Below are 26,197 nucleotides of genomic sequence, written 5' to 3' on the forward strand. Positions count from 1 at the left end.
GGCGGCCGCCACGACCTGCTGAGGGTCGTGGCGGCCGCCTTCGTCGTACGGGGTGGACGCGGTGCGCGCGCAGCCGGGCGGCACGGGCGGGGACGGGCGGCCGGGGCGGATCGGGACCGCGGCGGGCGGACGCACGGAAGCCGCCTCGGCGACGTGCGCCGAGGCGGCTCCGGGGGAAGGACCGACCGGCCGGTCCGGGCCGGCCGGGGGTCAGGCCCGCTTCTTGAACGTGGAGACCGCCCACACGTAGCCGACCACGGCGATCCCGACGCACCAGGCGACGGCCGCGACCGCGTCGCCGCCGGACGGGTTGCCCGCCAGCAGTCCGCGCAGCGTCTCGATGATCGGGGTGAAGGGCTGGTACTCCGCGAACTGCCGCACGCCGGCCCCCATCGACTCCGCGGGGACGAACGCGCTGCTCAGGAACGGCAGCATGATCAGCGGCACGGCGCCCATGCCGGCGGACTCCGCGGACTTGGAGGCCAGGCCCATGGCGACGGTGAGCCAGCCGGTGGCGAAGCTGAGGAGCACGATGACGCCGATCACGCCGAGCCAGTCGGTGGCGCTCGCGGCCGGGTCGAAGCCCATCGCGAAGGCCACCGCGATGATGGCGGCGCAGCCCGCCAGGGCGCGGACCGTGGTGATGACGACGTGCCCGGTCAGCATGGCGCCGCGGGAGACGTCCATGACCTTGAACCGGTTGATGATGCCCTTGGTCATGTCGGAGTTCACGGCCGTCGCGGTGGCGCTCAGCCCGTAGCTGATGGCCATCACGAGCAGGCCGGGCGTCACGTAGTTGATGTACGTGTCGCCGACGCTGAACGCGCCGCCGAACACCTTGACGAACATCAGCATGATCACGATGGGCACCAGGACCGCGTTGAACATCGTGATGGGGTTGCGCACGTTGTGCTTGAGGTTGCGGCGCAGCATGATCGCCGAATCGGCCAACGGCGTCGAGACAGTGCTCACTGTGCCATCGCCTCCTTGCTCTTGTGCTCGGTGCCCGTCTTTTCGGTGAGGGCGAGGAAGACGTCGTCGAGGTCCGGCCGGTTGACCGAGAACTCCATGGCGTCGATCGAGTGCGCGTCGAGCCGGTCCAGCAGGACCCGCAGCGACCGCGTCTCGCCGTCGCTCGGCACCCGCAGGGTCAGCTCCTCGTCGTCGCGCGTGGACTCGCCCAGGACCCGGGCCGCGGCGTCGAGTTCGTAGTGGTCGGCGAAGCGGAACCGGACGTGGGTGCCGGGGATCTGGCGCTTGAGCTCGTCGGAGGTGCCCTGGGCGACCAGGCGGCCCCCGTTGAGCACCGCGATCTGGTCGGCGAGCTGGTCGGCCTCCTCGAGGTACTGGGTGGTGAGGAAGATGGTGGTGCCCTCGGCGACCAGCTCGCGGACGATGCCCCACATGGTGCGCCGGCTGCGCGGGTCGAGACCCGTCGTCGGCTCGTCCAGGAAGATGATCTCCGGGTTGCCGACCAGGGTCATCGCCAGGTCCAGCTTGCGGCGCATGCCGCCGGAGTACGTCGCCGACAGCTTGTCCGCCGACTCCACCAGGTCGAAACGCTCCAGCAGTCGCGTCACCACCTGGTCGCCGGAGCGCACCCGCTTCAGGTCCGCCATCAGCTGCAGGTTCTCCCGGCCCGACAACAGCTCGTCCACCGCGGCGAACTGACCGGTCACGCCGATGGACGCGCGCGCCTGCTGCGTCGCGGTCGCCACGTCGTGCCCGGCGACCGTCACCGTGCCGGCGTCCGCTCTCAGCAGCGTCGTCAGGACGTTGACCGTCGTCGTCTTGCCGGCCCCGTTCGGGCCGAGCAGGGAGAAGATCGATCCCGCGGCGACTTCGAAGTCGATGCCGTCGAGCACGACCTTGTCGCCGTATGCCTTGCGCAGCCCTGAAACTGCAATCGCTGAACTTCTCATGCCTCCACTTTCCTCTCCGGGCCTGTCATCGACCTGTCACAGCACTGACGCGAGCGCCTGTCCTAGCGGCCGCGGGCGGACTCCGCTTCGATCACGTCGAGTACCTCGCGGCCGCTGTCGACCAGGTACATGTGGTCGCCGGGGAACTCCACGTAGCTGAAGCCGGCCGTGGTCGCGGCCTGCCACTGGTTGCCCTCCTCGGCCGTGACCAGGCCGTCGGAGTCGCCGCGCAGCGAGCAGATCGGCACCGTCACCGGGTCGTCGATGCTCGGCACGTAGTTCTCGTGCATCTCGCAGTCGGCCTGGAGCACGGGGAGGATGAGCTCGCGCATCTCCGGGTGGTCGAGGGCCTCGTGCCGGAAGCCCGCGAACTCCTCGACCCGGGCGAGGAACTCGTCGTCCTGGAGCCCGGTCGCCCGGCGCTCGCGCTGGGTCCAGGGACCCGGCGAACCGCTGACGAACAGCCGCTCGACCTGCACGCCGCGCGCGGTGAGCAGGTGCACCAGCTCGTACGCGAGCACCGCGCCCAGGCTGTGCCCGAACAGCACGACCCGGGCCCCTTCGCCGAGGTCCGCGACGATCTCGTCGATCGAGCCCTTGGCCGCCTCGACGACGTTCCGGTACGGCTCCTCCATGAACTTCCGCTCCCGGCCGGGGAGCTCGACGGAGGTCACCCGCCACCGGCCGGCGGACAGCTCCCGCCACGGGTGGAAGAACGAAGGACCCGCTCCCGCGAACGGCACGCACAGCAGCGTGGTCTGTTCCTCGTGTCCCGCAGACATGCCGGACCCTGTCACGCCGACCAACCCCAATCATCCATTTCGATCGTTTGTCGAGTTCCGTAAAAAAGTCGGCCGGCGGTCACGCCAGCTTGTCGCCGACGACCGCGAAGAATTCGGCCACGGGTCCGGGCATGTGCATCTCGTGGTGCGTGGCCCGCATGTCGTGCACGTCGAGGGAACCGAGGACGTACGGCCGCCAGAGGTGCGCGTACGACTGGTCCTCGAGCGTGGCGTTGAAATACAGCACGTCGCCGCGGTAGGCGGGCGATTCGAAATCCATCATCCGGGACGTGTTGTTGGCGATGACCTTCGCCATGGTGTCCAGGAAGCCCTGCCGGTTGCCCATGCGGATGTACCGGCTGAAGTCCTCTTCGAGTTCGTCCCGGTAGTCCGACGAGTCCTTTCCGCCGTGGACCTCGGTGAATCCGTGGCCGCCCGGCTGGGCGTCCAGGATCGCGACGAGGGCGACCTCGTGGCCGAGCCGGTCGAGCTTGTCCGCGACGGCCTGCACGATGGTGCCGCCGTAGGACCAGCCGATGAGGTTGAAGGGGCCTTCCGGCTGGATCTTCAGCATCTCGGTGACGTAGTCGTCGACCATCTCCTGCACGGAGCCGGCGAGGGTGTCCACGCCGTCGGAGCCGCGGGACTGCAGGGCGTAGGCGGCCCGGTCCTGGAGGTGCAGCACGAAGCTGTAGTACGCCCAGCCCAGCCCGCCGCCGCCGTGGAAGAACCACACCGGCGGCTTGCCCGTGCCGGGGTCGGTGTTCAGCGGCAGCACGACCGCGAACGAGTCGGCGTCGTCGTCGGGGACACCGCCGGCGAGCATCAGCGCGGCCAGCTCGGCCACGGTCGGGTACTTGATGATCGTCCGGATCGGGATGTCGATGTCGAACTCCTTGCGGACGCGCACGCTGAGGCGGGTGGCCAGCAGCGAGTGCCCGCCGAGCGCGAAGAAGCCGTCGTCGATGCCGACCCGCTCCAGGCCCAGCAGTTCGGCGAACAGGGCGCTCAGCCGCTGCTCGTAGGCGTTGCGCGGCTCCCGGCCGCCGACCGCGGTGTGCGCGTCCTCCTCGGGCAGCGCCCGGCGGTCGAGCTTGCCGTTGGAGGTCAGCGGGATCTCGGGCAGCGCGATCAGCGCGGACGGCACCATGTAGTCCGGCAGGCTGCCGCGCAGGTACTCGGTGAGCTCGGCGACCGACACGGTGGCCTCGGGCTCGGGCACCACGTAGCCGACCAGGCGCTTGTCGTCCGCCCCGTTCTCGCGGACCAGGACGACGGCCTCGGCGACGCCGGGGTGGCCGGCCAGGGCGTGCTCGATCTCGCCGAGCTCGATGCGGAAGCCGCGGATCTTGACCTGGGAGTCGGCCCGGCCGACGTACTCCAGCTGGCCGTTCTTGCTCCAGCGGACCAGGTCGCCACTGCGGTACATGCGCTCGCCCGGCTCGCCGAACGGGCACGCGACGAAGCGTCCCGCGGTCAGGTCCGGCCGGCCGTGGTAGCCGCGGGCCAGGCCGTAGCCCGCCACGTACAGCTCGCCGGTGACGCCGGTGGCCGCCGGCTTGAGGTTGGTGTCCAGGACGTAGGCGCGCAGGCCCGGGATGGCCGGGCCGATCACGCTGGCCTTGAAGCGGGCGGCGGAGTGCTCGTCCAGGTCGATGCGGGTGACGTGCACGGTGGTCTCGGTGATGCCGTACATGTTCACGAGCACCGGCGCGTCGGAGGCGTGGCGCGCGTACCAGTCCGCGAGGCGGTTCAGGTCGAGGGCCTCGCCGCCGAACACGACGTAGCGCAGCGCCAGTTCCTCGCCGGGGGCGTCGGCGTCGGCCTGGACCAGCTGGTAGAAGGCCGAGGGGGTCTGGTTGAGGATGGTGACCCGCTCGCGGGCGAGCAGCTGGAGGAAGTCGGCCGGGGAGCGGGAGACGTCGTAGGGGACGACGACGAGGCGTCCGCCGTGGAGCAGCGGGCCCCACAGCTCCCACACCGAGAAGTCGAAGGCGTACGAGTGGAAGAGGGTCCACACGTCGTCCGCGCCGAAGGAGAAGCCCTCCCGGGTGCCGCTGAAGAGCCCGACCACGTTGCTGTGCGGGATGAGCACGCCCTTGGGGCGGCCGGTGGACCCGGAGGTGTAGATGACGTACGCCGGGTGCGCGGGGCTCAGGGCCGCGCGGCGCTCGGCGTCGGTGAGGTCGGTGTCCGCGTGCCCCGCGAAGGCCTCGGCCTGGTCGAGGTGGACCAGCGGGAGGTCGTGGGACAGGTCGAGCGCCACCTCGTTGGTGCTGGTGGTGACCAGCAGGACCGGCTCGGCGTCCTGGACGATGTAGGCGATGCGGTCGGCCGGGGAGTCGGGGTCGATCGGCAGGTAGGCGCCGCCCGCCTTGAGGACCGCCAGCAGGGCGACGACCAGGTCGGCGGAGCGCTCCAGGCAGACGCCGACGAGGGACTCGGGGCCCACGCCCTGGGCGACGAGGTGGCGCGCGAGCCGGTTGGCGCGGGCGTTGGTCTCGCCGTAGGTGAGGGTGGTGTCCTCGTAGGAGACCGCGCCGGCCTCCGGACGCAGCGCGGCCTGGCGCTCGAACAGCTCGACGAGGGTGGCCTCGGGGACGTCGTTGCGGGCGGCGTTGACCTCGGTGAGCAGGCGCTCGCGCTCGGGCGCGCTCAGCACGTCGATGTCCCCGACGTGCACGTTCGGGTCGGCGACGATCTGCTCCAGCACGCGCACGAGCCGGGCCGCGATCACCTCGGCCGAGTCCTGGTCGAACAGCTGGGTCGCGTACTGGACGTCGCCGCGCAGGGCGCCCGACTCGTCGACGGTCAGGCTGAAGAACAGGTCGGTCATGGCGGTCGCCGGGATGGCCTGCTCGAACTGCATGTCGAGCCCGGGGATCCCGAAGTCCGGCTTCGCGTAGCTCTGCCAGGCGAACATGACCTGGAACAGCGGCTGGTAGGAGGCGGAGCGCTCCGGGTTGATGGCCTCGACCAGCAGGTCGAAGGGCAGGTCCTGGTGCTCGTAGGCGGTCAGCGACTTGTCCCGCACCTGCGCGAGCAGGCTGGTGAAGGTGGGGTTGCCGGTGAGGTCGGCGCGCAGCACCTGGGTGTTGACGAAGAAGCCGATCAGGTCGTTCAGCGCCTCGTCGGTGCGGCCGGCGATGGGGCTGCCGATCGTGACGTCGTCACCGCCGCCGAGCTTGCGCAGCAGCACCGATATCGCGGCCTGGAGGACCATGGCCATGGTCGCGCCGCGCTCCTCGGCCAGCTTCTGCAGGCCGGCCGCGACCTCGGGCGCCGCCACGAGGTCGATCCTGCCGCCGTGCGAGTTCGCCTCGGCGGGCCGCGGGCGGTCCAGCGGCAGGTTCAGGGGCTGCGGGATGCCGGACAGCTCCTTGCGCCAGTACTCGACCTGGGACGCGGCGATGCTGCCCGGTTCGTCCGGGTCGCCGAGGACCTCGCGCTGCCACTGCGCGTACTCCTTGTACTGGACGGGCAGCGGCTCCCAGGCGGGGGCCGCGCCCTCCAGGCGCGCGGTGTAGGCCTGGACCAGGTCCCGCATCATCGGCGCGGCGGAGCTGCCGTCCGAGGCGATGTGGTGGACGACCATGACCAGGACGTGCTCCTCGGGGGCCAGGCGCAGCAGGCTGGCCCGGAAGGGGAGTTCGTTCTCCAGGTCGAAGTGGTGCGCGACGGCGTCCTCGATCGCGCGGGTCTTGTCCTCGGGCGCCACGTCGACGAGCTGCACCTGGGGCGACACGTCCGCCGGCGGCAGGATCCGCGAGTAGGGCTCACCGTTGTCATCCGTCGCGTACGTGGTCCGCAGGATCTCGTGCCGCTCGGCCACGTCGCCGATCGAGGCGACGAGGGCGTCCCGGTCGAGTGATCCGGTCAGCCGGAAGGCCGCCGAGATGTTGTAGGTCGCCGCCCCGCCTTCGAGCTGGTGCAGAAGCCACATACGACGTTGTGCGAATGACAGCGGAATCATTTCAGTCCTTTGCGTGCATCTGGCGCTGACCGGGGACGGGGGGCGAGCGGCCACCGTCCCCGGTCGCCTCGCCGGTGGTTTCAGTGGTTCGTTCAACCGGCTGCGGCGGGTCGACGTCCGGTCATTCCGCCAGCCTGCGGCTGAGGACCTCGAAGACTTCGGCCACGGGTCCGGGCATGTTCATCTCATGGTGCACGGCGCGGACCTCGTGAACCTCGAGGGAGCCTTGAACGAGCGGCCGCCACAGGTGGGCGTACGACTCGTCCTGGAGGGTCGCGCTGAAGAACAGCACGTCGCCGCGGTAGACCGGCGACTGGAAATCCATCATCCGACCCATGTTGTTGGCCAGCACCCGGGCCATGCGGTCCAGGAACTCCTCCTGGTTGTCGGTGCCGATGTACCGGCCGAAGTAGTCGTCGAGTTCCGCCCGGTACTCCGACAGCTGCTTGCCGGCGTGGATCTCCGTGAACCCGTGCCCGCCGGGTTGGGAGTCCAGGATCGCCACGAAGGCGATCTCGTGGCCGAGCCGGTCGAGGCGGTCCGCCACGGCCTGGACGACGGTGCCGCCGTAGGACCAGCCGATGAGGTGGAAGGGGCCCTCGGGCTGGATCTTCAGCATCTCGGCGACGTAGTCCTCGACCATCTCCCGCACGGAGCCGGCGAGGGGGTCGACGCCGTTGGAGCCGCGGGACTGCAGGGCGTAGGCCGGCCGGTCCTGTACGTACGGCACGAAGCTGTAGTACGCCCAGCCGAGGCCGCCGCCGCCGTGGAAGAACCACACCGGCTCCTTGCCGGTGCCGGGGTCGCTGTTCAGCGGGAGCACGATGTCGAACGGATCGGCGTGGTCCCCGCCGTGGGAGGCGCCGGAGAGCAGTGCGGCCAGCTCCGCCACCGTGGGGAACTTGATGATCGTCCGCAGCGGCATGACGACGTCGAACTCGCTGCGGATGCGGGCGCTGAGGCGGGTGGCCAGCAGCGAGTGCCCGCCGAGCGCGAAGAAGCTGTCGTCGATGCCGACCTCGTCGCGGCCCAGCAGTTCGCGGTAGAAGGCGCACAGCCGCGTTTCCTGGTGGTTGCGCGGCTCCCGGCTGACCAGGGCGTGCGTGTCGGGGGCGGGCAGGGCCCGGCGGTCGAGCTTGCCGTTGGGGCTCAGCGGGATCCGGTCGAGCGGGATCACCGCGGACGGCAGCATGTACTCGGGCAGGCGCGCGCGCAGGTACACCGGCAGTTCGGCGAGCAGCCCGCCGGTCGCCCCGTCGGCCGGCGCGGCCTGCGACTTCGGCACGACGTAGGCCACGACGGCCTTGTCGCCGCTGTGGTCCTCGCGCACCACGACCGCCGCCTGCGCGACTGCGGGGTGCCCGGTCAGCGCGTACTCGATCTCACCGAGCTCGATGCGGAAGCCGCGGACCTTCACCTGGAAGTCGGTGCGCGCGACGTACTCCAGCCGGTCCTCGCGGTCCCAGCGCACCAGGTCCCCGGTGCGGTACATGCGGTCGCCGGGCGGGCCGAACGGGCAGGGCACGAACCGCTCCGCGGTCAGGTCCGGCCGGCCCTGGTAGCCGCGGGCCACTCCGGCGCCGGCGATGTACAGCTCGCCCTGGACCCCGCGGGCGACGGGGCGCAGCCGCGAGTCGAGGACGTACACCCGGGTGTTCCCGATCGGCGATCCGATCACCACACCGGCGCCGGCCCGTACGGGCGCCATGGTCGACCACGTCGTCGTCTCGGTGGGGCCGTACCAGTTGCCCACCTCGGCGGCCTGCTGGGCCAGCGTCTCGGCCAGCCGTACCGGCACGGCCTCCGCGCCGGTGATGATGCGCAGCCCCTGCGCGGCGTCCGGCTCGTGCGTCAGCAGCATCTGCCAGAACGCGGGGGTGGCCTGCACCGCGGTGACCTCGTGGCGGCGGATGAGCGCCAGCACGGCCGAGGGCTCGGTGACGGTGTCCTTGCGGGCCATGACCATGGTCGCGCCGCAGACGAAGGGGAGGTACAGCTCGGTGTTCGCCATGTCGAAGGACACCGTCGTGGCGAACAGCATCCGCTCCCCGGGCGAGAGGGGGAACCGCTGCCGCGCCGAGGCGATGAAGTTCGCGACCGCGCCACGCGGGATGGTCACGCCCTTCGGGATGCCCGTGGACCCCGAGGTGTAGATCACGTACTGGGTGTTCTCCGGACGGACGGCCACCTCGGGCGGTGTGTCCGGGTACGGCGTGAGGTCCGCGCCGGCGAGTGCCTCGGCGTCGAGCACGAGCGCCGGATCCGCCTGTTCGAGGATGAAGTCGATGCGGGAGCGCGGGTGTTCCGGATCGACCGGAACGTAGCCTCCGCCGGCTTTGAGCACGGCCAGCAGGGCCACCATCAGGTTCACGGTCCGGGGCAGGCACACGGCGACCAGCGATTCGGGCCGCACACCGCGGTCGGCCAGCCAGTGGGCCAGCCGGTTGGAGCGTGTGTCCAGCTCCCGGTAGGTGAGAGTCTCGTCCTCGCCGATCACGGCCGGCGCGTCGGGTCTCTCTCTCACCTGTCTGCCCATCGCCTCCAGCAGCCCTCCCTCCAGGGACGGCTCGGCGGTGTCGTTCACCTCCACGAGCAGCCGGCGGCGCTCCTCGTCGCCGAGCACGTCGACGTCCCCGACGCAGACGTCCGGATCGGCGGCCACCTGCTCCAGGACGCGCGCGAACCGGGCGCCCATCTCCTCGACCGTGTCCCGGTCGAACAGCTTGGTCGTGTACTGGATGTCGCCGTACAGCGTCCCCGAGGCGTCGTCCAGGGCCATGCTGAAGAACAGGTCGACCATCGCCTTCGAGGTGAGGGCCTGTACGAACTCCACGTCGAGCCCGGGGAAGTCGAAGACGGGCTTCTCGAAGTTCTGCCAGCCGCACATCACCTGGAACAGCGGCCGGTACGCGTTGGAGCGCTCCGGGTTGAGTTCCTCGACCAGCACGTCGAACGACACGTCCTGGTGCTCGTAGGCCGTCAGCGACTTGGTCCGCACCTGCGTGAGCAGGTCGGCGAACGTCGGGTCGCCGGAGAGGTCCGCGCGCAGCACCAGGTTGTTGACGAAGCAGCCGACCAGGTCGGCCAGCGCCTCGTCGGTCCGGCCGGCGATCGGGGATCCGATCGTGATGTCGTCGCCGCCGCCGAGCTGGCGCAGCAGCACCGCCAGCGCGGCCTGCGCGACCATCGACATGGTCGCTCCGCGCTCGGCGGCCAGCTTCTCCAGCCCGGCCGCCACGTCCTGCTTCACCTCGAAGCGGACCGCGTCGCCGTCCGTGCTCACGTCCTCGGAGCGCGGGCGGTCCAGCGGCAGGGTCAGCGGCTGCGGCACCCCGGCCAGCTCCCGGCGCCAGTAGTCGACCTGCGCGGCGCCGAGGCTGCCCGGGTCCGCGATGTCGCCGACCACCTCGCGCTGCCACAGCGTGTAGTCCTTGTACTGCACCTCCAGCGGCTCCCAGCCGGGCGCCCGGCCGTCCCGCCGGGCGGCGTAGGCCGCGGCGAGGTCCCGTGCCATCGGCGCGCTCGAACTGCCGTCCGTCGCGATGTGGTGGACGACCAGGACCAGGACGTGCTCCTCGGGCGAGCAGCACAGCAGGTGCGCCCGGACCGGGATCTCGGTGGCCAGGTCGAAGGCGTGCGCGACGGCCTCGTCGATCGCGCCGGGCACGCCTTCGGGTGTCACCTCCGCCACCCGCAGGCGGGCCTGTGCCGACGCCTGCGTCATGGGGAGGATCCGCTGGTGCGGCTTCCCCTCGTCATCCGTCACGTACGTGGTGCGCAGGATCTCGTGCCGGTCGATCACGTCGTGGATCGCCGCGGCGAGGGCGGCCCGGTCCAGGGCCCCTGTCATCCGCAGAGCGGAGGGCATGTTCCAGGTCTCACCACCCTCCAGTTGGTGCAGAAACCAGTAACGCCGCTGTGCGAATGACAGGGGAACCATGGCTCAGTCCTTTCTGGCAGCCATCGATCGCAGACTGGGACGGCGAGGCGCGGCCGAGACCTCCGACCAGGCGGCGAGATCCGCCACCGTGGGCAGGTCGAAGATCTTGCGGATGGGTATCTCGATCCCCATCTCGGCGCGGGCGCGGCTGATCAGGCGGGTGGCGAGCAGGGAGTGCCCGCCGAGCTCGAAGAAGCCGTCGTCGATGCCCACCCGGTCCACGCCGAGCACTTCGGCGAACAGCTTGGACAGGGTCTCCTCGCGGGTGTTGCGGGGTGCGCGGTAGGCGGTGGTGGTGAACTCCGGCTCGGGCAGCACGGCCCGGTCCAGCTTTCCGTTCGGGCTGAGCGGCAGCCGGTCCAGGACCATGAAGGCGGCCGGCACCATGAAGTCCGGCAGCCGCTCCGAGACGAAGGCGTGCAGCTCCTTGGTCGTGGTGCCCTCGCCGCCGGCGGCGGGCACGACGTACGCGACCAGCTGCTTGCCGGTGGTGCGGCCGCGCCCCTCGTGGGCGATGACCGCGGCCTGCGCGATGCCGGGGTGCGCGGTCAGCGCGGCCTCGACCTCGCCGGGCTCGACGCGGAAACCGCGCACCTTGACCTGGGCGTCGGAGCGGCCCACGTACTCCAGCCGGCCCTGGTCGTTCCAGCGGGCCAGGTCCCCGGTGCGGTACATGCGCGCGCCGGCCGGGCCGTACGGGTCGGGGACGAAGCGCTCGGCGGTCAGTTCGGGGCGGCCGTGGTAGCCGCGGCCGACGTTTCCGCCGACGTACAGCTCGCCGACCGTGCCCGGCGGTACCGGGGTGAGGCCGGCGCCCAGCACGTAGGCGCGCATGTTGCCCAGGGGGGTGCCGACGGGCGTGCTGCCCGCCCCGTCCCGGAGCTCGTCCGTGACGGTGAAGGTGGTGGCGTAGAACGACTCGCTCTGCCCGTAGGCGTTGACGATCCGCACGCCGGGGAAGGCGGTGCGCGTCTTGTCGACGAGCGAGGCGGGCAGGGCCTCGCCGGCGAAGACGACCGTCTCCACGGTGGTGCGGCCGGCGATCTCGTCGACGAGCTCGGCGAAGGCGGACGGCACGGTGGAGATGACGCCGCCGCTCCAGCCCTCCTTGCGCTCGCCCAGGACCAGCACGTCGCGGACCACTTCGACGACGCCGCCGCAGGTGAGGGTCGTGAAGATCTCGAACGCCGAGACGTCGAAGTTGACCGAGGTGCCGGCCAGGAGCCGCTTGCCGGCCGCCATGCCCACCCGGTCGGCGAGCCGCTGCACGCCGTTGACCACGTTGGCGTGGGTGATGGCGACGCCCTTGGGCTTGCCCGTGGAACCGGAGGTGTACATCACGTACGCCAGCTGGTCCGCGTGCAGCGCCACGGCGGGGGCGGAGTCGTCCCCGGACAGGTCGAGCCGGTCGAGGAAGACGTCCGGGGCGGTGTGCTCCGGCAGCACCGGGGCCGTCGCGGAGTCCGTCAGGACGAGTGCCGGACGCGCCTCCTCGAGGATGGCCGCGAGGCGGTGGCTGGGGTACTTGGGGTCGACCGGCAGGTAGGCGCCGCCCGCCTTGAGGACCGCGAGCAGGGCGACCACCAGGTCCGCGGTGCGCGGCAGGGACACCGCGACCACCGACTCGGGGCCGACGCCGCGGCCGGCCAGGTCGCGCGCCAGGCGGTTGGCCCGGGCGTCCAGCTCGCGGTAGCTGAGCGAGGTGTCGCCGGCGACGACGGCGAGCGCGTCCGGGGTGCGGGCCGCCTGGGCCTCGACGAGCCCGTTGACCGTGGCGCCCTCGGTGGGGACGGCCGTGTCGTTGTACTCGGCGAGCAGCCGGTCGCGTTCGGCCGGCTCCAGGATGTCGACGTCCGCGACCCGCAGGCCGGGGCCGGTCGCCAGCTGCCGCAGGACGCGCACGAGGCGGGCCGCGAGCACCTCCACGGCGTCCCGGTCGAAGACGCTCTGCGCGTACTGGAGGATCAGCTGGAGCTGCGGGTCGACCGCCGCCATCAGCGTCAGCTGGTAGTTGGTGGCCGTGCAGGCCCGCAGGCCCGTGAAGGCGATGCCGTCCGCGGCCTCGGTGGCGGCGCTGAGACCGTCCCGGTCGACCGGGTACGACTCGAACACGACCAGCGTGTCGAAGAGCGACGACAGACCGGTGGTCTGCTGGATCTCCGTGAGCCCGTAGTAGTGGTGGTCCAGGAGACCGGCCTGCCGGCTCTGGAGCCGGTTCAGGACCTCGCCGACGGTGTCGCCGGGCGCGTACTCGACGCGGACGGGCAGGGTGTTGATGAACATCCCGACCATCGAGCCGACGTCCGACACCTCGGGCGGACGCCCGGAGACGGTGGCGCCGAACACCACGTCCTGGCGGCCGGTGAGCTGGCCCAGGAGCAGCGCCCAGGCACCCTGGACCAGGGTGTTGATGGTGACGCCCCACTCGGAGGCGCGCTTGCCCAGCGCCCGTGCCTCGTCGGCCGGGAGCGTGATCTCGACCTGGTCGACGCCGTCCTCGCCGGCGCTCTCGGAGCCGGGGGCGAGCAGGGTCGGCTCCTCGACGCCTTCGAGTTCGGCCGCCCACACCCGGGCGGACTCCGCCTGGTCCTGGCGGGCGCGCCAGGTCAGGAACTCGCCGAAGTCGCGGGTCGCGGGCAGCGCGGACGCGTCGCCGCCGGACGCGTACAGCAGCAGCAGGTCCTTCAGCAGCAGCGGCGTGGACCAGCCGTCGATCAGGACGTGGTGGGCGGTCAGGACGAGTTCGGCCTGGCCGGACTCCAGGACGACGAGCGCGAGCCGGATCAGCGGCGCGGTGCCCACGTCGAAGTGGGCGGCCCGGTCCTCGGCGAGGAACTGCTCGAACGTCTCGGTGCGCTCCGCCTCGTCGGCCGCCCTCAGGTCGAGGTGCTGCCAGGGCAGGGTCACCGTCTCCGGGATCACCTGGACGACGTCGCCGTCCGCCCGGTTGACGAACGCGGCGCGCAGGCTGGCGTAGCGGCCCAGCAGCGCCTGCCCGGCGCGGTGCATCCGCTCCGGGTCGACGTCGCCGGACAGGTGGAACACCAGCTGCATGTGGTAGGCGTCGAACGAGGAGCCGGCCAGCATCGTGTGGAACAACATGCCGGACTGCACCGGCGTCGTCGGCCACACCTTGGCCAGTTTGCCGAAGCGGGCCTCCCAGCCGTCGATCTCGTCCTGCCCGACCTTGACCAGGGGTGCGTCGCTCGGAGTCAGGCCGCCGGCCTCGGGGGCCTGGGCGTGCCGCGCCAGGGCCGTCAGGGCCTCGACCCACAGCCCGGCGAGCTCGGTGACCTCGTCGCGGGACAGGACGCCCGTCGGGAAGCCGAAGTAGGCGGTCAGCTCGTCACCGGCGAGGGTGCTGGTGGCCACCGCGTTGATCTCCAGGGCGGAGAGCACCGGCATGTCGTCGTCGGGGGCGGCGATCAGGTCCCGGTGCGTGGTGTCCGGGGTCCAGCCCAGGCCGCGCAGCTCCTCGGGGATGTCCGCGCTGGAGGCCCGGCCCAGGTAGTTGAAGCCGATCCGCGGTTCGCGCCGGCCGGCGAGTGCGGCGGCGGTCTGCGCGTTGAGGTGGCGCAGCAGGCCGTAGCCCATGCCGTTGTCCGGCACCGCGCGCAGCTGCTCCTTGACGGCCTTGACCGCGCGTCCGGCGGCGGGGCCGCCGGCGAACGCGTCCGCCACGTCGATGCCCGCCAGGTCGAGGCGGACCGGGAACATCGCGGTGAACCAGCCGATGGTGCCCGACAGGTCCGCGCCGGGAACCAGGTGGTCCTCGCGGCCGTGGCCCTCGAGGCGCACCAGCGTCGAGTCCCCGGCCACGCCGCGCTCCCGGCGCCAGCGGGCCAGCGCGAGGGCGAGGCCGGCGAGCAGCCCGTCGTCGACGCCGCCGCGGAACACCGTCGGCACCGTGTTGAGCAGGGCTTCGGTGACGTCGGCGGGCACCTGGATGCGCACCGTGTCGACGGTGGCCGTGACGTCGACCGCGGGGTCCACGTCCCGGGCGCCCAGGACGGGCTCGTCGCCGCTCAGGATCTCCTGCCACACGGGGAGTTCCGCCACCCGCTCCGGGGTGGCCGCCTCGTCCGCCAGGGCGTGCACCCACCGGCGCAGCGAGGTGCCGACCGCGTTCTGCGGGGCAGTGGCGCCGTCGCGGACCTGCTGCCACGCGGACACCAGGTCCGGTACCAGCACGCGCCAGGACACGCCGTCCACGACCAGGTGGTTGAGGACGATCAGCAGGCGGTCGGCCTCCGTGTCGGAGGTGAACCACACGAACTGCGCCATGACGCCCGCGTCCGGGTCGAGCCGGTCCGCGGCCGCGTCGAGTTCGGCCTTCGGGTCGACGTCGGCATAGCGGACCTCGCGCACCAGCGCGGCGGCGTCGACGCTGCCGGGCTCCTGCATGACCAGGCCCGGGTTGGTGCGGTCGAGGCGGGAGCGCAGCGCGTCGTGCCGGTCGAGGACGGTCTGCAGCGTGGCGATGAGCCCCGCACGGTCGATGTCCTCGGGCAGGGTGAGCAGCGCGGACATGCAGAACCGTCCGATGCCGCCGCCCAGGGCGAGCACGTGCGCGGCGGTCGGCGGCAGCGGGGCCCAGCCCACGCCGCCGCCCGGCAGCTCGGCGAGGACCACGCGTTCTTCCTCTTCGCGGCCCTCGACGAGCTCCGCGAGGCGGGCGACGGTGCGGTTCTCGAAGATCTCCCGGGTGCTGACCACGACGCCGCGGGTCTTGGCGCGCGCCACGACCTGGATCGAGCGGATGCTGTCGCCGCCGCTGGTGAAGAAGTCGTCGTCGATGCCGACCTGCTGGGCGTCGAGCACGTCCGCGTACACCTCGGCCAGGATCCGCTCGGCCTCGCTGCGCGGCGCCCGGTAGGCGGTGCTGGGGAACTCCGGCTCGGGCAGCGCGGCCCGGTCCAGCTTTCCGTTGGCGTTCAGCGGCAGCCGGTCCAGCACCACGAGGAGGGCGGGCACCATGTAGTCCGGCAGCCGCTTGGCCACGAAGCGCCGCAGGTCCGCCACCGAGAAGCCGGCGTCGAAGCCGGCCTCGCCGTCCGCGGCGGCCACGGGCGCGACGTAGCCCACGAGCCGGGTCTTGCCGGCCGGGTCCTCGCACACCGTCACGACGGCCTGGCCGATCGCGGGGTGCTGGGCGAGGGCCGCCTCGATCTCGGTCGGCTCGACACGGATGCCGTTGACCTTGACCTGGGTGTCGGCGCGGCCCGCGTACTTCAGCCGGCCGTTCTCGTCCCACTGGGCGAGGTCGCCGGTGCGGTACATGCGCGCGCCGGCGGGCCCGAAGGGGCTGGCGACGAACCGCTCGGCGGTGACGGCGCCGTTGCGGTAGTAGCCGCGGGCGAGCAGGCCGCCGACGTACAGTTCGCCGATCACGCCCGGCGGGACCGGGGTGAGCTCGGGGCCCAGGACGTAGGTGTGCATGTTGGCCAGCGGCTGTCCCACCGGGACCGCGCCGGTGTCGGCGGACTCCTGCGGGACCGTGTACGTGGTGGCGTAGAAGCTCTCGGTCTGGCCGTAGGCGTTGACGACGCGCACGCCGGGGAGCGCGCCGCGGACCTTGCGGACCAGGTCGGCGGAGAGGGCCTCGCCGGCGAAGACGACGGTTTCCACGTCGAGTTCGAGGCTGTCGGGGCCGCCGGTGCCGATCTGGTCGAGCAGCGCGGAGAACACCGCGGGGACGGCGCTGATGGTGGTGCCCGACCAGCTGCCGCGTTCGGCGAGTTCGAGGACGTCGCGGACGATCTCGACGCTCGCGCCGGTGGTGAGCGCGGTGAAGATCTCGAACACGGAGACGTCAAAGTTCACCGAGGTCGCGGCGAGCATCCGGGAGCCCGCCTCGACCTGCGTGATCCGGCGCAGGTCCCGCACGCCGTTGACCACGCTGGCGTGGGTGATCGCGACGCCCTTGGGGGTGCCGGTCGATCCCGAGGTGAACATCACGTAGGCCAGGTCGTCCGGCCCGGTGCGGACGTCCGGGGCGTCGACGGCGGGGCCGTCGAGCTCCAGGCCGTCGAGGTGGAGGACCGGCGGCCGGCAGCCGGCCACCGCGTCCGCCGCGTCCGCGCCGGTCAGGACCAGGGCCGGCTCGGCCACGTCGAGCAGCAGCCCGACGCGCGCCGACGGGTAGTTGGGGTCGACCGGCAGGTAGGCGCCGCCGGCCTTGAGCACGCCCAGCAGCGCGACGGCGAGGTCCGCGGAGCGCGGCAGCGCCACGGCGACCAGGACGTCGGGCCCGACACCGTGCTCGCGCAGGGCCGCGGCCAGGCGGCCCGCCCGGGAGTCCAGTTCGCGGTACGACAGCGCGGTCGTTCCGCAGACCACCGCGGTGGCGTCCGGGGTCTGCGCCGCCCGTTCGGCGACCAGCCGGTGCACGGTCGCCGCCTGCACGGGCGCCGCCGTCTCGTTCAGCTTCGCCAGCCAGGTGCGTTCGGTGTCGGTGAGGACGTCCACCGCGCCGAGCCGCGTCGCGGGGTCGGCGACCACCTGGCGCAGGACGCGCACGTAGCGGTCGACGAGGGACTCGGCCGTGGCGTGGTCGAAGAGTTCCGTCGCGTACTCGAGCCGGCCGTACGCACCGCCGGACGGGGCCGGGACGATGTTGAAGAACAGGTCGAACTTGGCGGTGCCGGTGCCCGCCGGGACGGGGGTGATCTTCAGGTCCGGGACCTCGATCTGGCCCCACTCGAACTGCCAGGCCAGCATGACCTGGAACAGCGGCTGGTAGGCGGTGGTGCGGTCCGGGCTCAGCAGCTCGACCAGGCGCTCGAACGGAACGTCCTGGTTGTCGTAGGCGGCCAGCGCCCGGTCGCGCACCTGGTCCAGCAGGTCGCCGAACGACGGGTTCTGCGACAGGTCGGCGCGCAGCACCCACGTGTTGGCGAAGAACCCGATGAGGTCGTCGAGCTGCTCGTCGGCGCGCCCCTCGATGGGGCTGCCGATGGTCAGGTCGTTGCCGGCGCCGAGGTGGTGCAGGAGCACCGCGAGCACGGCCTGGGCGACCATCGGCGCGGTGGCACCGTGCGCCCCGGCCAGCCTGCCGACGCCGGCCAGGAGGTCGGCGTCCATCTCGAAGTCGACGTGGCCGCCGTGGTGGGCGGCAGCCGTCGGCCGCGGCCGGTCCAGCGGGAGCTGGACCGGCTGCGGGACGTCGGCGAGTTCCTTGCGCCAGTAGTCCAGCTGCGCCGCGGCGACGCTCTCGGGGTCCTCCTCGTCACCGAGGACCTCGCGCTGCCACAGCGTGTAGTCCTTGTACTGGATCGGAAGCGGGGTCCACTGCGGTGCGCCGCCCTGGCGGCGGGCGGCGTAGGCCGACAGCAGGTCCCGCATGAAGGGCGCCATCGACGCCCCGTCCGCGGCGATGTGGTGGATCACGAACACCAGCACGTACTCCTGCGGGGAGACCCGCAGGACCGTGGTGCGCAGCGGGAGCTCCGTGTCCAGGTCGAAGCCTTCGCACGCGGCCTCGTCGGTCGCGGCCTGCACCGCGTCCGAGGCCACGTCGACCACCCGGAACTGGAGCGCCGCCTCCTCGGCAGGCACGATGCGCTGCTCCGGGGTGCCGTCCTCGTTCTCGACGACCAGGGTGCGCAGGCTCTCGTGCCGGGTGACGACGTCCGTCACCGCCGCGGCCAGGGCCGCGGTGTCGAGCGGCCCGTCCAGGCGCAGGACGAACGGGATGTTGTAGGTGGCGGAGGGTCCTTCCAGACGGTGGAGGAACCACAGCCGACGCTGTGCGAAGGACAACGGGATCATCGACGTACTCCTACCTACACGCCCATCGGGCGCAGCTGGGGGCGGTTGGACTTGCCGAGCTTCTCGATCTGGGCCGCCAGCTGGGCGACGGTCGGGCTCTTGAAGACCGAGGTGACCTTCACGTCGACCTTCAGCTCGTTGCGGATGCGGCCGGTCAGCCGGGTGGCGAGCAGGGAGTGCCCGCCGTGGTCGAAGAAGTCGGCGTCGATGCCGACCTCCGACAGGCCCAGCAGCTCGGCGAACAGCCGGCAGAGGACTTCCTCGGTGGGGGTGCTGGGTCCGCGTCCGGTCGCCACGGCCTCGGTGTGGTCCGGTGCCGGCAGCGCCTTGCGGTCGAGCTTCCCGCTCGGGGTCGAGGGGAACGCGGCCAACGGGACGACGGCCGAGGGGACCATGTACTCGGGCAGGTGCTCCCGGGCCAGGTCCGTCAGGGCCGTGAGGTCCAGCGCCTCCGGGGCCTTGCCGGCGCCCGTCACCACGTACGCGACGAGCCGCTGGTCGCCGGGGCGGTCCTCGCGGACCAGGGCCACCGCGCTGTCGACGTCCGGGTGCTTGGCCAGCGCCTGCTCGATCTCGCCGAGTTCGATGCGGAAGCCGCGGAGCTTGACCTGGAAGTCGGACCGGCCGATGTACTCGACCTGGCCGTCCTCGTTCCACCGCACGACGTCGCCGGTGCGGTACATCCGGCTGCCCGGCTCCCCGAAGGGGCAGGCGACGAACCGGGTGGCGGTCAGGTCGGTCTGTCCCAGGTAGCCCCGGGCGAGCCCGGTGCCGGCCAGGTACAGCTCGCCGCTGACGCCGGGGGCGACGGGGCGCAGCGAGGCGTCCAGGACGTACACCTGGGTGTTCCACACCGGTGCGCCGATCGGCACCCGGTCGGCGCCCGGCACGTGCTGGTACGCGGTGACCTCCACGGAGGCCTCGGTGGGGCCGTACAGGTTGTGCACGCCGCAGCCCGGCAGCACCTCGACGACCCGGTTGGCCAGTGCGGGCGGGAACGCCTCGCCGGCGACCTCGATCCAGCGCAGGCTGGTGCACTCCTTGGCCAGGGGCTCGTTGACGAACGCCTCCAGCAGGGAGGGCACAAAGTCCGCACCGGTCACCCGCTCGCGCCGGATCAGGTCGGCGAGGTAGGCCGGGTCGCGGCGCCCGTCGGGACGGGCGATGACCACGGCCGCACCGACCTGGAGCGGCGCGAAGATCTCCGGCACCGACACGTCGAAGCTGGCGGTCGTGCTGAGCAGCACACGGTCCTCGACACCGACGTCGAAGTGGGACAGGCCCCACTTCAGGCGGTTCATGATCGCCCGGTGCGCCACCTGGACGCCCTTGGGGCGGCCGGTGGAGCCGGAGGTGAAGATGACGTACGCGGCGTTGTCGGGCGACAGCGCGCGCTCCGGGTTGGTCTCCGCGTATCCGGAGACGTCCGGCAGGTCCGCTTCGAGCACCAGCAGCGGCTCGGCGCTGTCCAGTACGCGCCGCACCCGGTCCTCGGGCAGCTCGGTGTCGATCGGCAGGTACGACGCGCCGGCCTTCACCACCGCGTAGATGGCCACCATCAGGTCGACGGAGCGGGGGATCCGCACGGCGACCAGCTGCTCGGGGCCCGCGCCCTGCTCGACGAGCCAGTGCGCCAGCCGGTTCGCGCGCCGGTTGAACTCGGCGTACGTCAGGGTCTCCTGCTCGCCGATCAGCGCCACCGCGTCGGGGGTGCGCTCCGCCTGGGCCTCGAACGCACCCGGCAGGGTGTCCGGGGCGACCGGGTGGGCGGTGTCGTTGATCTCCTTGACCAGCCAGTCGCGCTCGTCGGCCGCCAGCACGTCGATGGCGCCGACGGGCATCTGCGGGTCCTGGAGCACCTGCTCCAGCACCCGGACGAGCCGGGCGGCGATCGCCTCGGCGGCGTCGCGCTCGTAGAGGTTGTTCTGGTAGTCGAGGGAGAGCCGCAGGTAGGGGTCGGCGGAGTTGAGGGTGAGGGGGTAGTGCGAGCCCGCGAACGGCCGGATGGCGTCGATGGTGAAGCCGGCCGAGTCGTTCGCCTCGACCATGCCCTCGCGGTCGATCGGGTAGTTCTCGAACACCACGATGGTGTCGAACAGGGAGGGCAGCCCGACGCCGCGCTGGATGTCGGCCAGCCCGTAGTAGTGGTGGTCGAGCAGCGAGATCTGCCGGTTCTGCAGGTCGGCGATGACCTCGCCCACGGGGCGCTCCGGCCCGCAGACCACCCGGGTCGGCAGGGTGTTGATGAACAGGCCGACCATTTCGTCCGAGCCGACCAGGTCCGCCGGGCGGCCGTTGACGGCGGCGCCGAAGACGACGTCGTGCTGGCCGGTCAGCTTCGAGAGGACGACCGCCCACGCGCCCTGGAGGAGCGTGTTGAGCGTGACGCCGAGTTCCGCGGCGCGCCGGGCGAGTTCGCGGCCCTTGTCGATCGACAGCGGCACCTCGACGCGGCCGAGGCGGGACGCCTCGCCCTTCTCGGTGAGGCCCGCCGCCAGCAGGGTGGGCTGCTCGAAGCCGTCGAGCTCCTCCTTCCAGCGGGCGGCCGACGCGTCCCGGTCCTGCTTGGACAGCCAGCCCAGGTAGTCGCCGTAGCTGCGGACCGGAGCGAGCTCCTCGGTGCCGGCGTACAGCCGGACCAGGTCCTTGATCACCAGCGGCGAGGACCAGCCGTCGAAGAGGGTGTGGTGCGCCGTGATGATGAGCTTCGCCTTCTGCGGCCCGCAGGTGAGCAGGGCCAGGCGGAACAGCGGCGGGCGGGCGGGGTCGAGCTGGTCGGCGCGGTCGTCGGCGAGGGCCTTGTCGACGGCGGCGTCCTGCTCGGCCTCGCCGAGGCCGGTCAGGTCGATGTGCCGCCAGGGCACGGCGACGTTCTCGGCCACGATCTGCACCGGGTCGCCGTCGGCGCCCGAGACGAACGCGGAGCGCAGGTTCGGGTAGCGCTCCAGCATCGCCTGCCCGGCGGCCCGCATGCGCTCCGGGTCGACGTGCCCGGTCAGGTGCATCAGGAACTGCATGTGGTAGACGTCGAACGTGCCGTCGGCGAGCGCGGCCTGGAACTGGATGCCGGACTGGCCCGGGCCCTGCGGCCAGACCTGGACGAGCTTGCCGTAGCGCTCCTCCCAGTCGTCGATCTCGGCCTGGTTCACCGAGACCAGCGGGGCGTCCGAGGGCGTGAGCCCGCCGATCTGCGGGCGCGCGGCGTGCGCGGCCATGCCGTGCAGCACCTCGACCCACAGGTCGGCCAGTTCGGCGGTCCGCTCGCGGGACAGCACCCCGGTGGGGAACATGAACATGGCCTGCAGCTGCGTGCCGTCGGCGGTGTCCATGGCGACCGAGTTGACCTCCAGCGCGGACAGCGCGGGCAGGTCCGGGTCGGGCATCGGGATGAGCTCGGTGGACCAGGACGCCGGCACCCAGCCCTCGGCACGCAGGTGCTCGGGGACGTCGGTGTCGGAGATCCGGCCGAGGTAGTTGAAGCCGATCTGCGGCGCCGCGTACTCGGCGAGCTGCTCGCCGGTCTCCGGGTTCAGGTAGCGCAGCAGGCCGTAGCCCATGCCCTTGTCGGGGACGCCGCGCAGCTGCTCCTTGACCAGCTTGATCGCCTTGCCGGCGGCGGGGCCGCCGGCCAGCACGTCGGCCAGGTCCACGCCCTGCACGTCGACGCGGGCCGGGTACATGCTGGTGAACCAGCCGATGGTGCGGGAGAGGTCGGCGCCGGGGATGAAGTCCTCCTCGCGGCCGTGTCCCTCCATCCGGACCAGCGTCGAGCGCTCTTCACCGCTCCAGCGGTTGACGGCCAGGGCGAGCGCGGCGAGCAGCACGTCGCTGCCGGTGCCCTTGAACGCCGCGGGGAGCTTGGTGAGCACCGCCTCGGTGACGTCGGCGGGCAGCTGGACGCGCACGGTGTCGAGGGTGGACATGGTGTCCACGGCCGGGTCGAAGGCACGCGTGCCCAGCGGCGCGTCCGTCTCCTCCAGCAGGTCGCGCCAGTAGTCCAGTTCGTCCTCGCGCTCCGGGGAGTGGGCCTCGTCCTCCAGCGCCGACGCCCAGCGGCGGGCGGAGGTGCCGACCGCGGGCAGCTCGGGCGCGGAGCCGGCGCGGACCTGCTGCCAGGCCTCGGCGAAGTCCGACATGAGGATGCGCCAGGAGACGCCGTCCACCACGAGGTGGTGGAGGACCACGAGCAGCCTGCCCGCGCCGGACTCCGGGGCGAACCAGACGAAGTCGGCCATGGTGCCGGCTTCGGGGTCGAGCCGTCCGACCGCGTCCTCCAGCTCGGCCTGGGCCGCCTGGAGCGCGGACGGCTCGTCCCAGCGGCCGTCGCAGGAGATGCGGCGGATCAGGTCCGCCGCCCGCACGGCGCCCTGCGGGCGCACGACGAGGGAGTCCTCGTCGCCGCGCACCAGCTGGGCGCGCAGCAGGTCGTGGCGGTCGAGTACGGCGTCCAGCGTCGCGGCCAGCCCGTTCTCGTCGATGACCGCGGGCAGCTCCAGCACGATCGACATGGCGAAACGGTTCGTCCCGCCGCCGTGCTCGAACACGTGCCGCGCCACCGGCTGCAGCGGCATCGAGCCGACGCCGCCGGTCTCGTCCTCCGCGAGCACGGGCACCTGGTCCCGGCGGGCAGAGGCCACCTCGGCGAGGCGGACCGCGGTACGGGACTCGAAGATCTCGCGGGTGGTGACGGTCAGGCCCTTGGCCCGGGCGCGCGCCACGACCTGGATCGAGCGGAGGCTGTCGCCGCCCACCGCGAAGAAGTCGTCGTCGAGGCCGACCCGGTCCACGCCGAGGACGTCCGCGTACGCCGCGGTGATGATCTTCTCGGCCTCGGTGCGCGGCGCGCGGTAGGCCTCGCCGAGGAACTCCGGCTCGGGCAGCGCCTTGCGGTCGAGCTTGCCGGTCGGACCGAGCGGCAGCTTGCCGAGGGCCACGAAGGCCGACGGCACCATGTAGTCGGGCAGCCGCGCCGCGACGAACTTGCGCAGCTCGGCGGCCGAGGCCCCGGACTGCACGTCGACGTCGCCGATGCCGCCGGCGCCGTCGTCACCGACGGCTCCTTCGCCGGTGTGCACGACGTAGGCGACGAGCTGCTTCGCGCCGCCCTCGCCCACCTCGCGGCTGATCACGACGGCCTCGCTGATGCCGGGGTGCGCCGTGCACGCCGCCTCGACCTCGGAGGTCTCGATGCGGAAGCCGCGCACCTTCACCTGGCCGTCGCCGCGGCCGACGCACTCCAGCTCGCCCTGCGCGTTCCAGCGGGCCAGGTCGCCCGTGCGGTACATCCGCTCGCCCGCGGGGCCGAACGGGTTCGCCACGTAGCGCTCGGAGGTCAGGGCCGGGCGGCCGTGGTAGCCGCGGCCGATGCAGGTGCCGACCACGTACAGCTCGCCGACGACGCCCTGCGGCACCGGGGCGAGGCCCGGGCCGAGCACGTAGGCGCGCATGTTGCCCAGCGGGGTGCCGATGGGGGCGACGTCGCCCTCCGTCCACTCCTGGGACGCCGCGAGGGAGAAGGTGGTGGCGTAGAAGCTCTCGCTCTGGCCGTAGGAGTTGACGATCTGCACGTCGGGCAGGACCTCGCGGACCTGGCGCACCAGCCGGGCCGGGAGCACGTCGCCCGCGAACACGATGGCGCGCACGTCGGTCGCCTTGTGCAGGTGCGGGACCAGCTCGCCGAGCACCGAGGGGACACCGCTGATGATCTGGCCGTCCCAGCCGTCGCGCTCGGCGAGCGCCAGCGCGTTGGCGACGATCTCGGCCGTGCCGCCGGTGGACAGCGTGGTCAGCAGCTCGAAGACCGAGACGTCGAAGTTCACGGAGGTGCCGGCCAGCATCCGCCAGCCGGTCGGGACGTCGAGGACGCGCACCAGTTCCTGCACGCCGTTGACGAGGTTGCGGTGGGTGATCGCCGCGCCCTTGGGCTTGCCCGTGGAGCCGGACGTGTACATCACGTACGCGAGGTTGTCCGGGCTCAGCGGCGCGATGCGGCCCGCGTCGTCCAGCGCGCCCTCGGAGGCGTCCCAGTCCGCACTGAGGTCGAGGTTGACGCTCGCCATGTCGTTCGGCGGCAGGTCGGCCAGCGTCGCGGTGTCGGTGACCACGAACCGCGGGCGGGCCTCGGACAGCACGGTCTGCGCCCGGCCGGCGAGGTACTGCGGGTCCATCGGGACGTAGCCGGCACCGGACTTGAGGATGCCGAGCAGGCCGACGACCAGGTTCTCGGTGCGCGGCAGCGCCAGCACCACGAGGTCCTCGGGACCGGCGCCCCGGCGCACGAGCTCCCGCGCGACGGCGTTCGCCCGGTCGTCGAGCTCCCGGTAGGTCAGCGTCCGGCCGTCGCACTCGATCGCCGGGGCGTCCGGGGTACGGGCCACCTGGCCCTCGAACAGCTCCGGGACGGTCAGCTCGGGCACGGTGGTGGCGCTGTCGTTGAACTCGACGAGCAGGCGCGTGCGCTCGGCGGCGTCGAGCACGTCGATGCCGCTGATGTCGCGCGCGGAGTCGGCCACGAGCTCGCCGAGGACGCGCACGAACCGGTCCGCGAGGGACTCGACCGTGCCGCGGTCGAACAGGTCGGTGGCGTACTCCAGACGGACGCCCGCCCCGCCCGAGGCGTCCGGGATCATGTTGAAGAACAGCTCGAACTTCGCCGTGTGGGTCTCGAGCGTCTCGGACTCGATGCCGAGGCCGGCGAACTCCATCTCGCCCACCGGCTCCTGCCAGGCGAGCATCACCTGGAAGAACGGGTGGTAGGCGGTGGACCGGTCCGGGTTGAGGAGCTCCACCAGGCGCTCGAACGGCATGTCCTGGTTGTCGTACGCGCCCAGGGCGCGGTCGCGCACCCGGTCGAGCAGCTCCAGGAACGTGGGGTTCCCGGAGAGGTCGACGCGCAGCACCCAGGTGTTGACGAAGAAGCCGACGAGGTCGCGCAGTTCCTCGTCGGTGCGGCCGGCGATCGGCGCGCCGATCGGCACGTCGTCGCCGCAGCCGAGGTGGTGCAGGAGCACGGCCAGCGCCGAGTGCATCACCATGGACACGGTGATGTCCCGCTCGCCGGCGAGCTTCTCCACGGCCGCGAGCAGCTCGGGCTCGATCCGGAACTGGACCAGGTCGCCGTCGGAGCTGGTGCGCTTGGGACGCGGCCGGTCCGTCGGCAGGGCCAGCGGCTGCGCCATGTCGGCCAGCGCCTCGCGCCAGTACTCCAGCTGCCGGGAGGCCAGGCTCTCCGGGTCGGACTCGTCGCCGAGCACGTCCTGCTGCCACAGCGTGTAGTCGGCGTACTGCACGGGGAGCGGCTCCCACACCGGGGCGCCGCCCTCCTTGCGGGCCGAGTACGCCGTGCTCAGGTCGCGCAGCAGCGGCCCGAGGGACTCGCCGTCCAGCGCGATGTGGTGCACCACGAGGACGAGGGTGTGGTCGAGCGTGCCGGTCTTCACCAGCGTGGCGCGGATCGGCACGTCGTGGGCGAGGTCGAAGGTCTCGACGGCCGCGTCTCCGACGGCCGCGGCCCGCTTCTCCTCCGTGACCTCGACGACCGGCAGGCCGAACACCTTCTGCGCGGACGGCAGCACCTCCTGGTGCGGGACGCCGTCGTTGTCCTCGACGATGACCGTACGGAGGACCTCGTGCCTGTCGATGACGTCGTGGAGCGCTGACTCCAGCGCACCCACGTTGAGCTCACCGGTCAGCCGAAGGGCGAACGCGCCGTTGTAGGTCGGCGAAGGGCCTTCGAACCGGTCCACGAACCACAGGCGGCGCTGCGCGAACGACAACGGGATCATTGTGTCTCCAAATCGGCGGAACCAGT

The 26,197-nt window shown here is 72.1% G+C and carries 7 protein-coding genes; all 7 read right to left on the reverse strand.

Annotated elements, in window-relative coordinates:
• Positions 1–210: 210 nt before the first annotated feature.
• Positions 211–933, reverse strand: coding sequence for an ABC transporter permease (locus tag OG764_RS39815; protein ID WP_443056303.1), 723 nt, complete (start codon positions 931–933; stop codon positions 211–213).
• Between the two features lie 35 nt (positions 934–968).
• Positions 969–1,922 (reverse strand): ATP-binding cassette domain-containing protein, encoded by a 954-nt coding sequence (locus OG764_RS39820; RefSeq protein WP_328973719.1) that lies wholly within the window; start codon positions 1,920–1,922, stop codon positions 969–971.
• Positions 1,923–1,984: 62 nt separating this feature from the next.
• Positions 1,985–2,704, reverse strand: a complete 720-nt coding sequence (locus OG764_RS39825) for a thioesterase II family protein (protein ID WP_328973720.1) — start codon at positions 2,702–2,704, stop codon at positions 1,985–1,987.
• A gap of 79 nt (positions 2,705–2,783) precedes the next feature.
• On the reverse strand, positions 2,784–6,677 hold the full coding sequence (locus OG764_RS39830; protein ID WP_328973721.1) for a non-ribosomal peptide synthetase: 3,894 nt from the start codon (positions 6,675–6,677) through the stop codon (positions 2,784–2,786).
• Positions 6,678–6,798: 121 nt separating this feature from the next.
• Positions 6,799–10,617: a non-ribosomal peptide synthetase gene (locus OG764_RS39835; RefSeq protein ID WP_328973722.1), complete on the reverse strand. Its 3,819-nt coding sequence runs from the start codon at positions 10,615–10,617 to the stop codon at positions 6,799–6,801.
• A 3-nt stretch (positions 10,618–10,620) separates the two neighbouring features.
• Positions 10,621–18,387, reverse strand: coding sequence for a non-ribosomal peptide synthetase (locus tag OG764_RS39840; RefSeq protein WP_328973723.1), 7,767 nt, complete (start codon positions 18,385–18,387; stop codon positions 10,621–10,623).
• A gap of 14 nt (positions 18,388–18,401) precedes the next feature.
• Positions 18,402–26,171, reverse strand: coding sequence for a non-ribosomal peptide synthetase (locus OG764_RS39845; protein ID WP_328973724.1), 7,770 nt, complete (start codon positions 26,169–26,171; stop codon positions 18,402–18,404).
• Between the last annotated feature and the right edge of the window lie 26 nt (positions 26,172–26,197).

It is taken from the genome of Streptomyces sp. NBC_00239, assembly GCF_036194065.1.
Classification (GTDB): Bacteria; Actinomycetota; Actinomycetes; order Streptomycetales; family Streptomycetaceae; genus Streptomyces.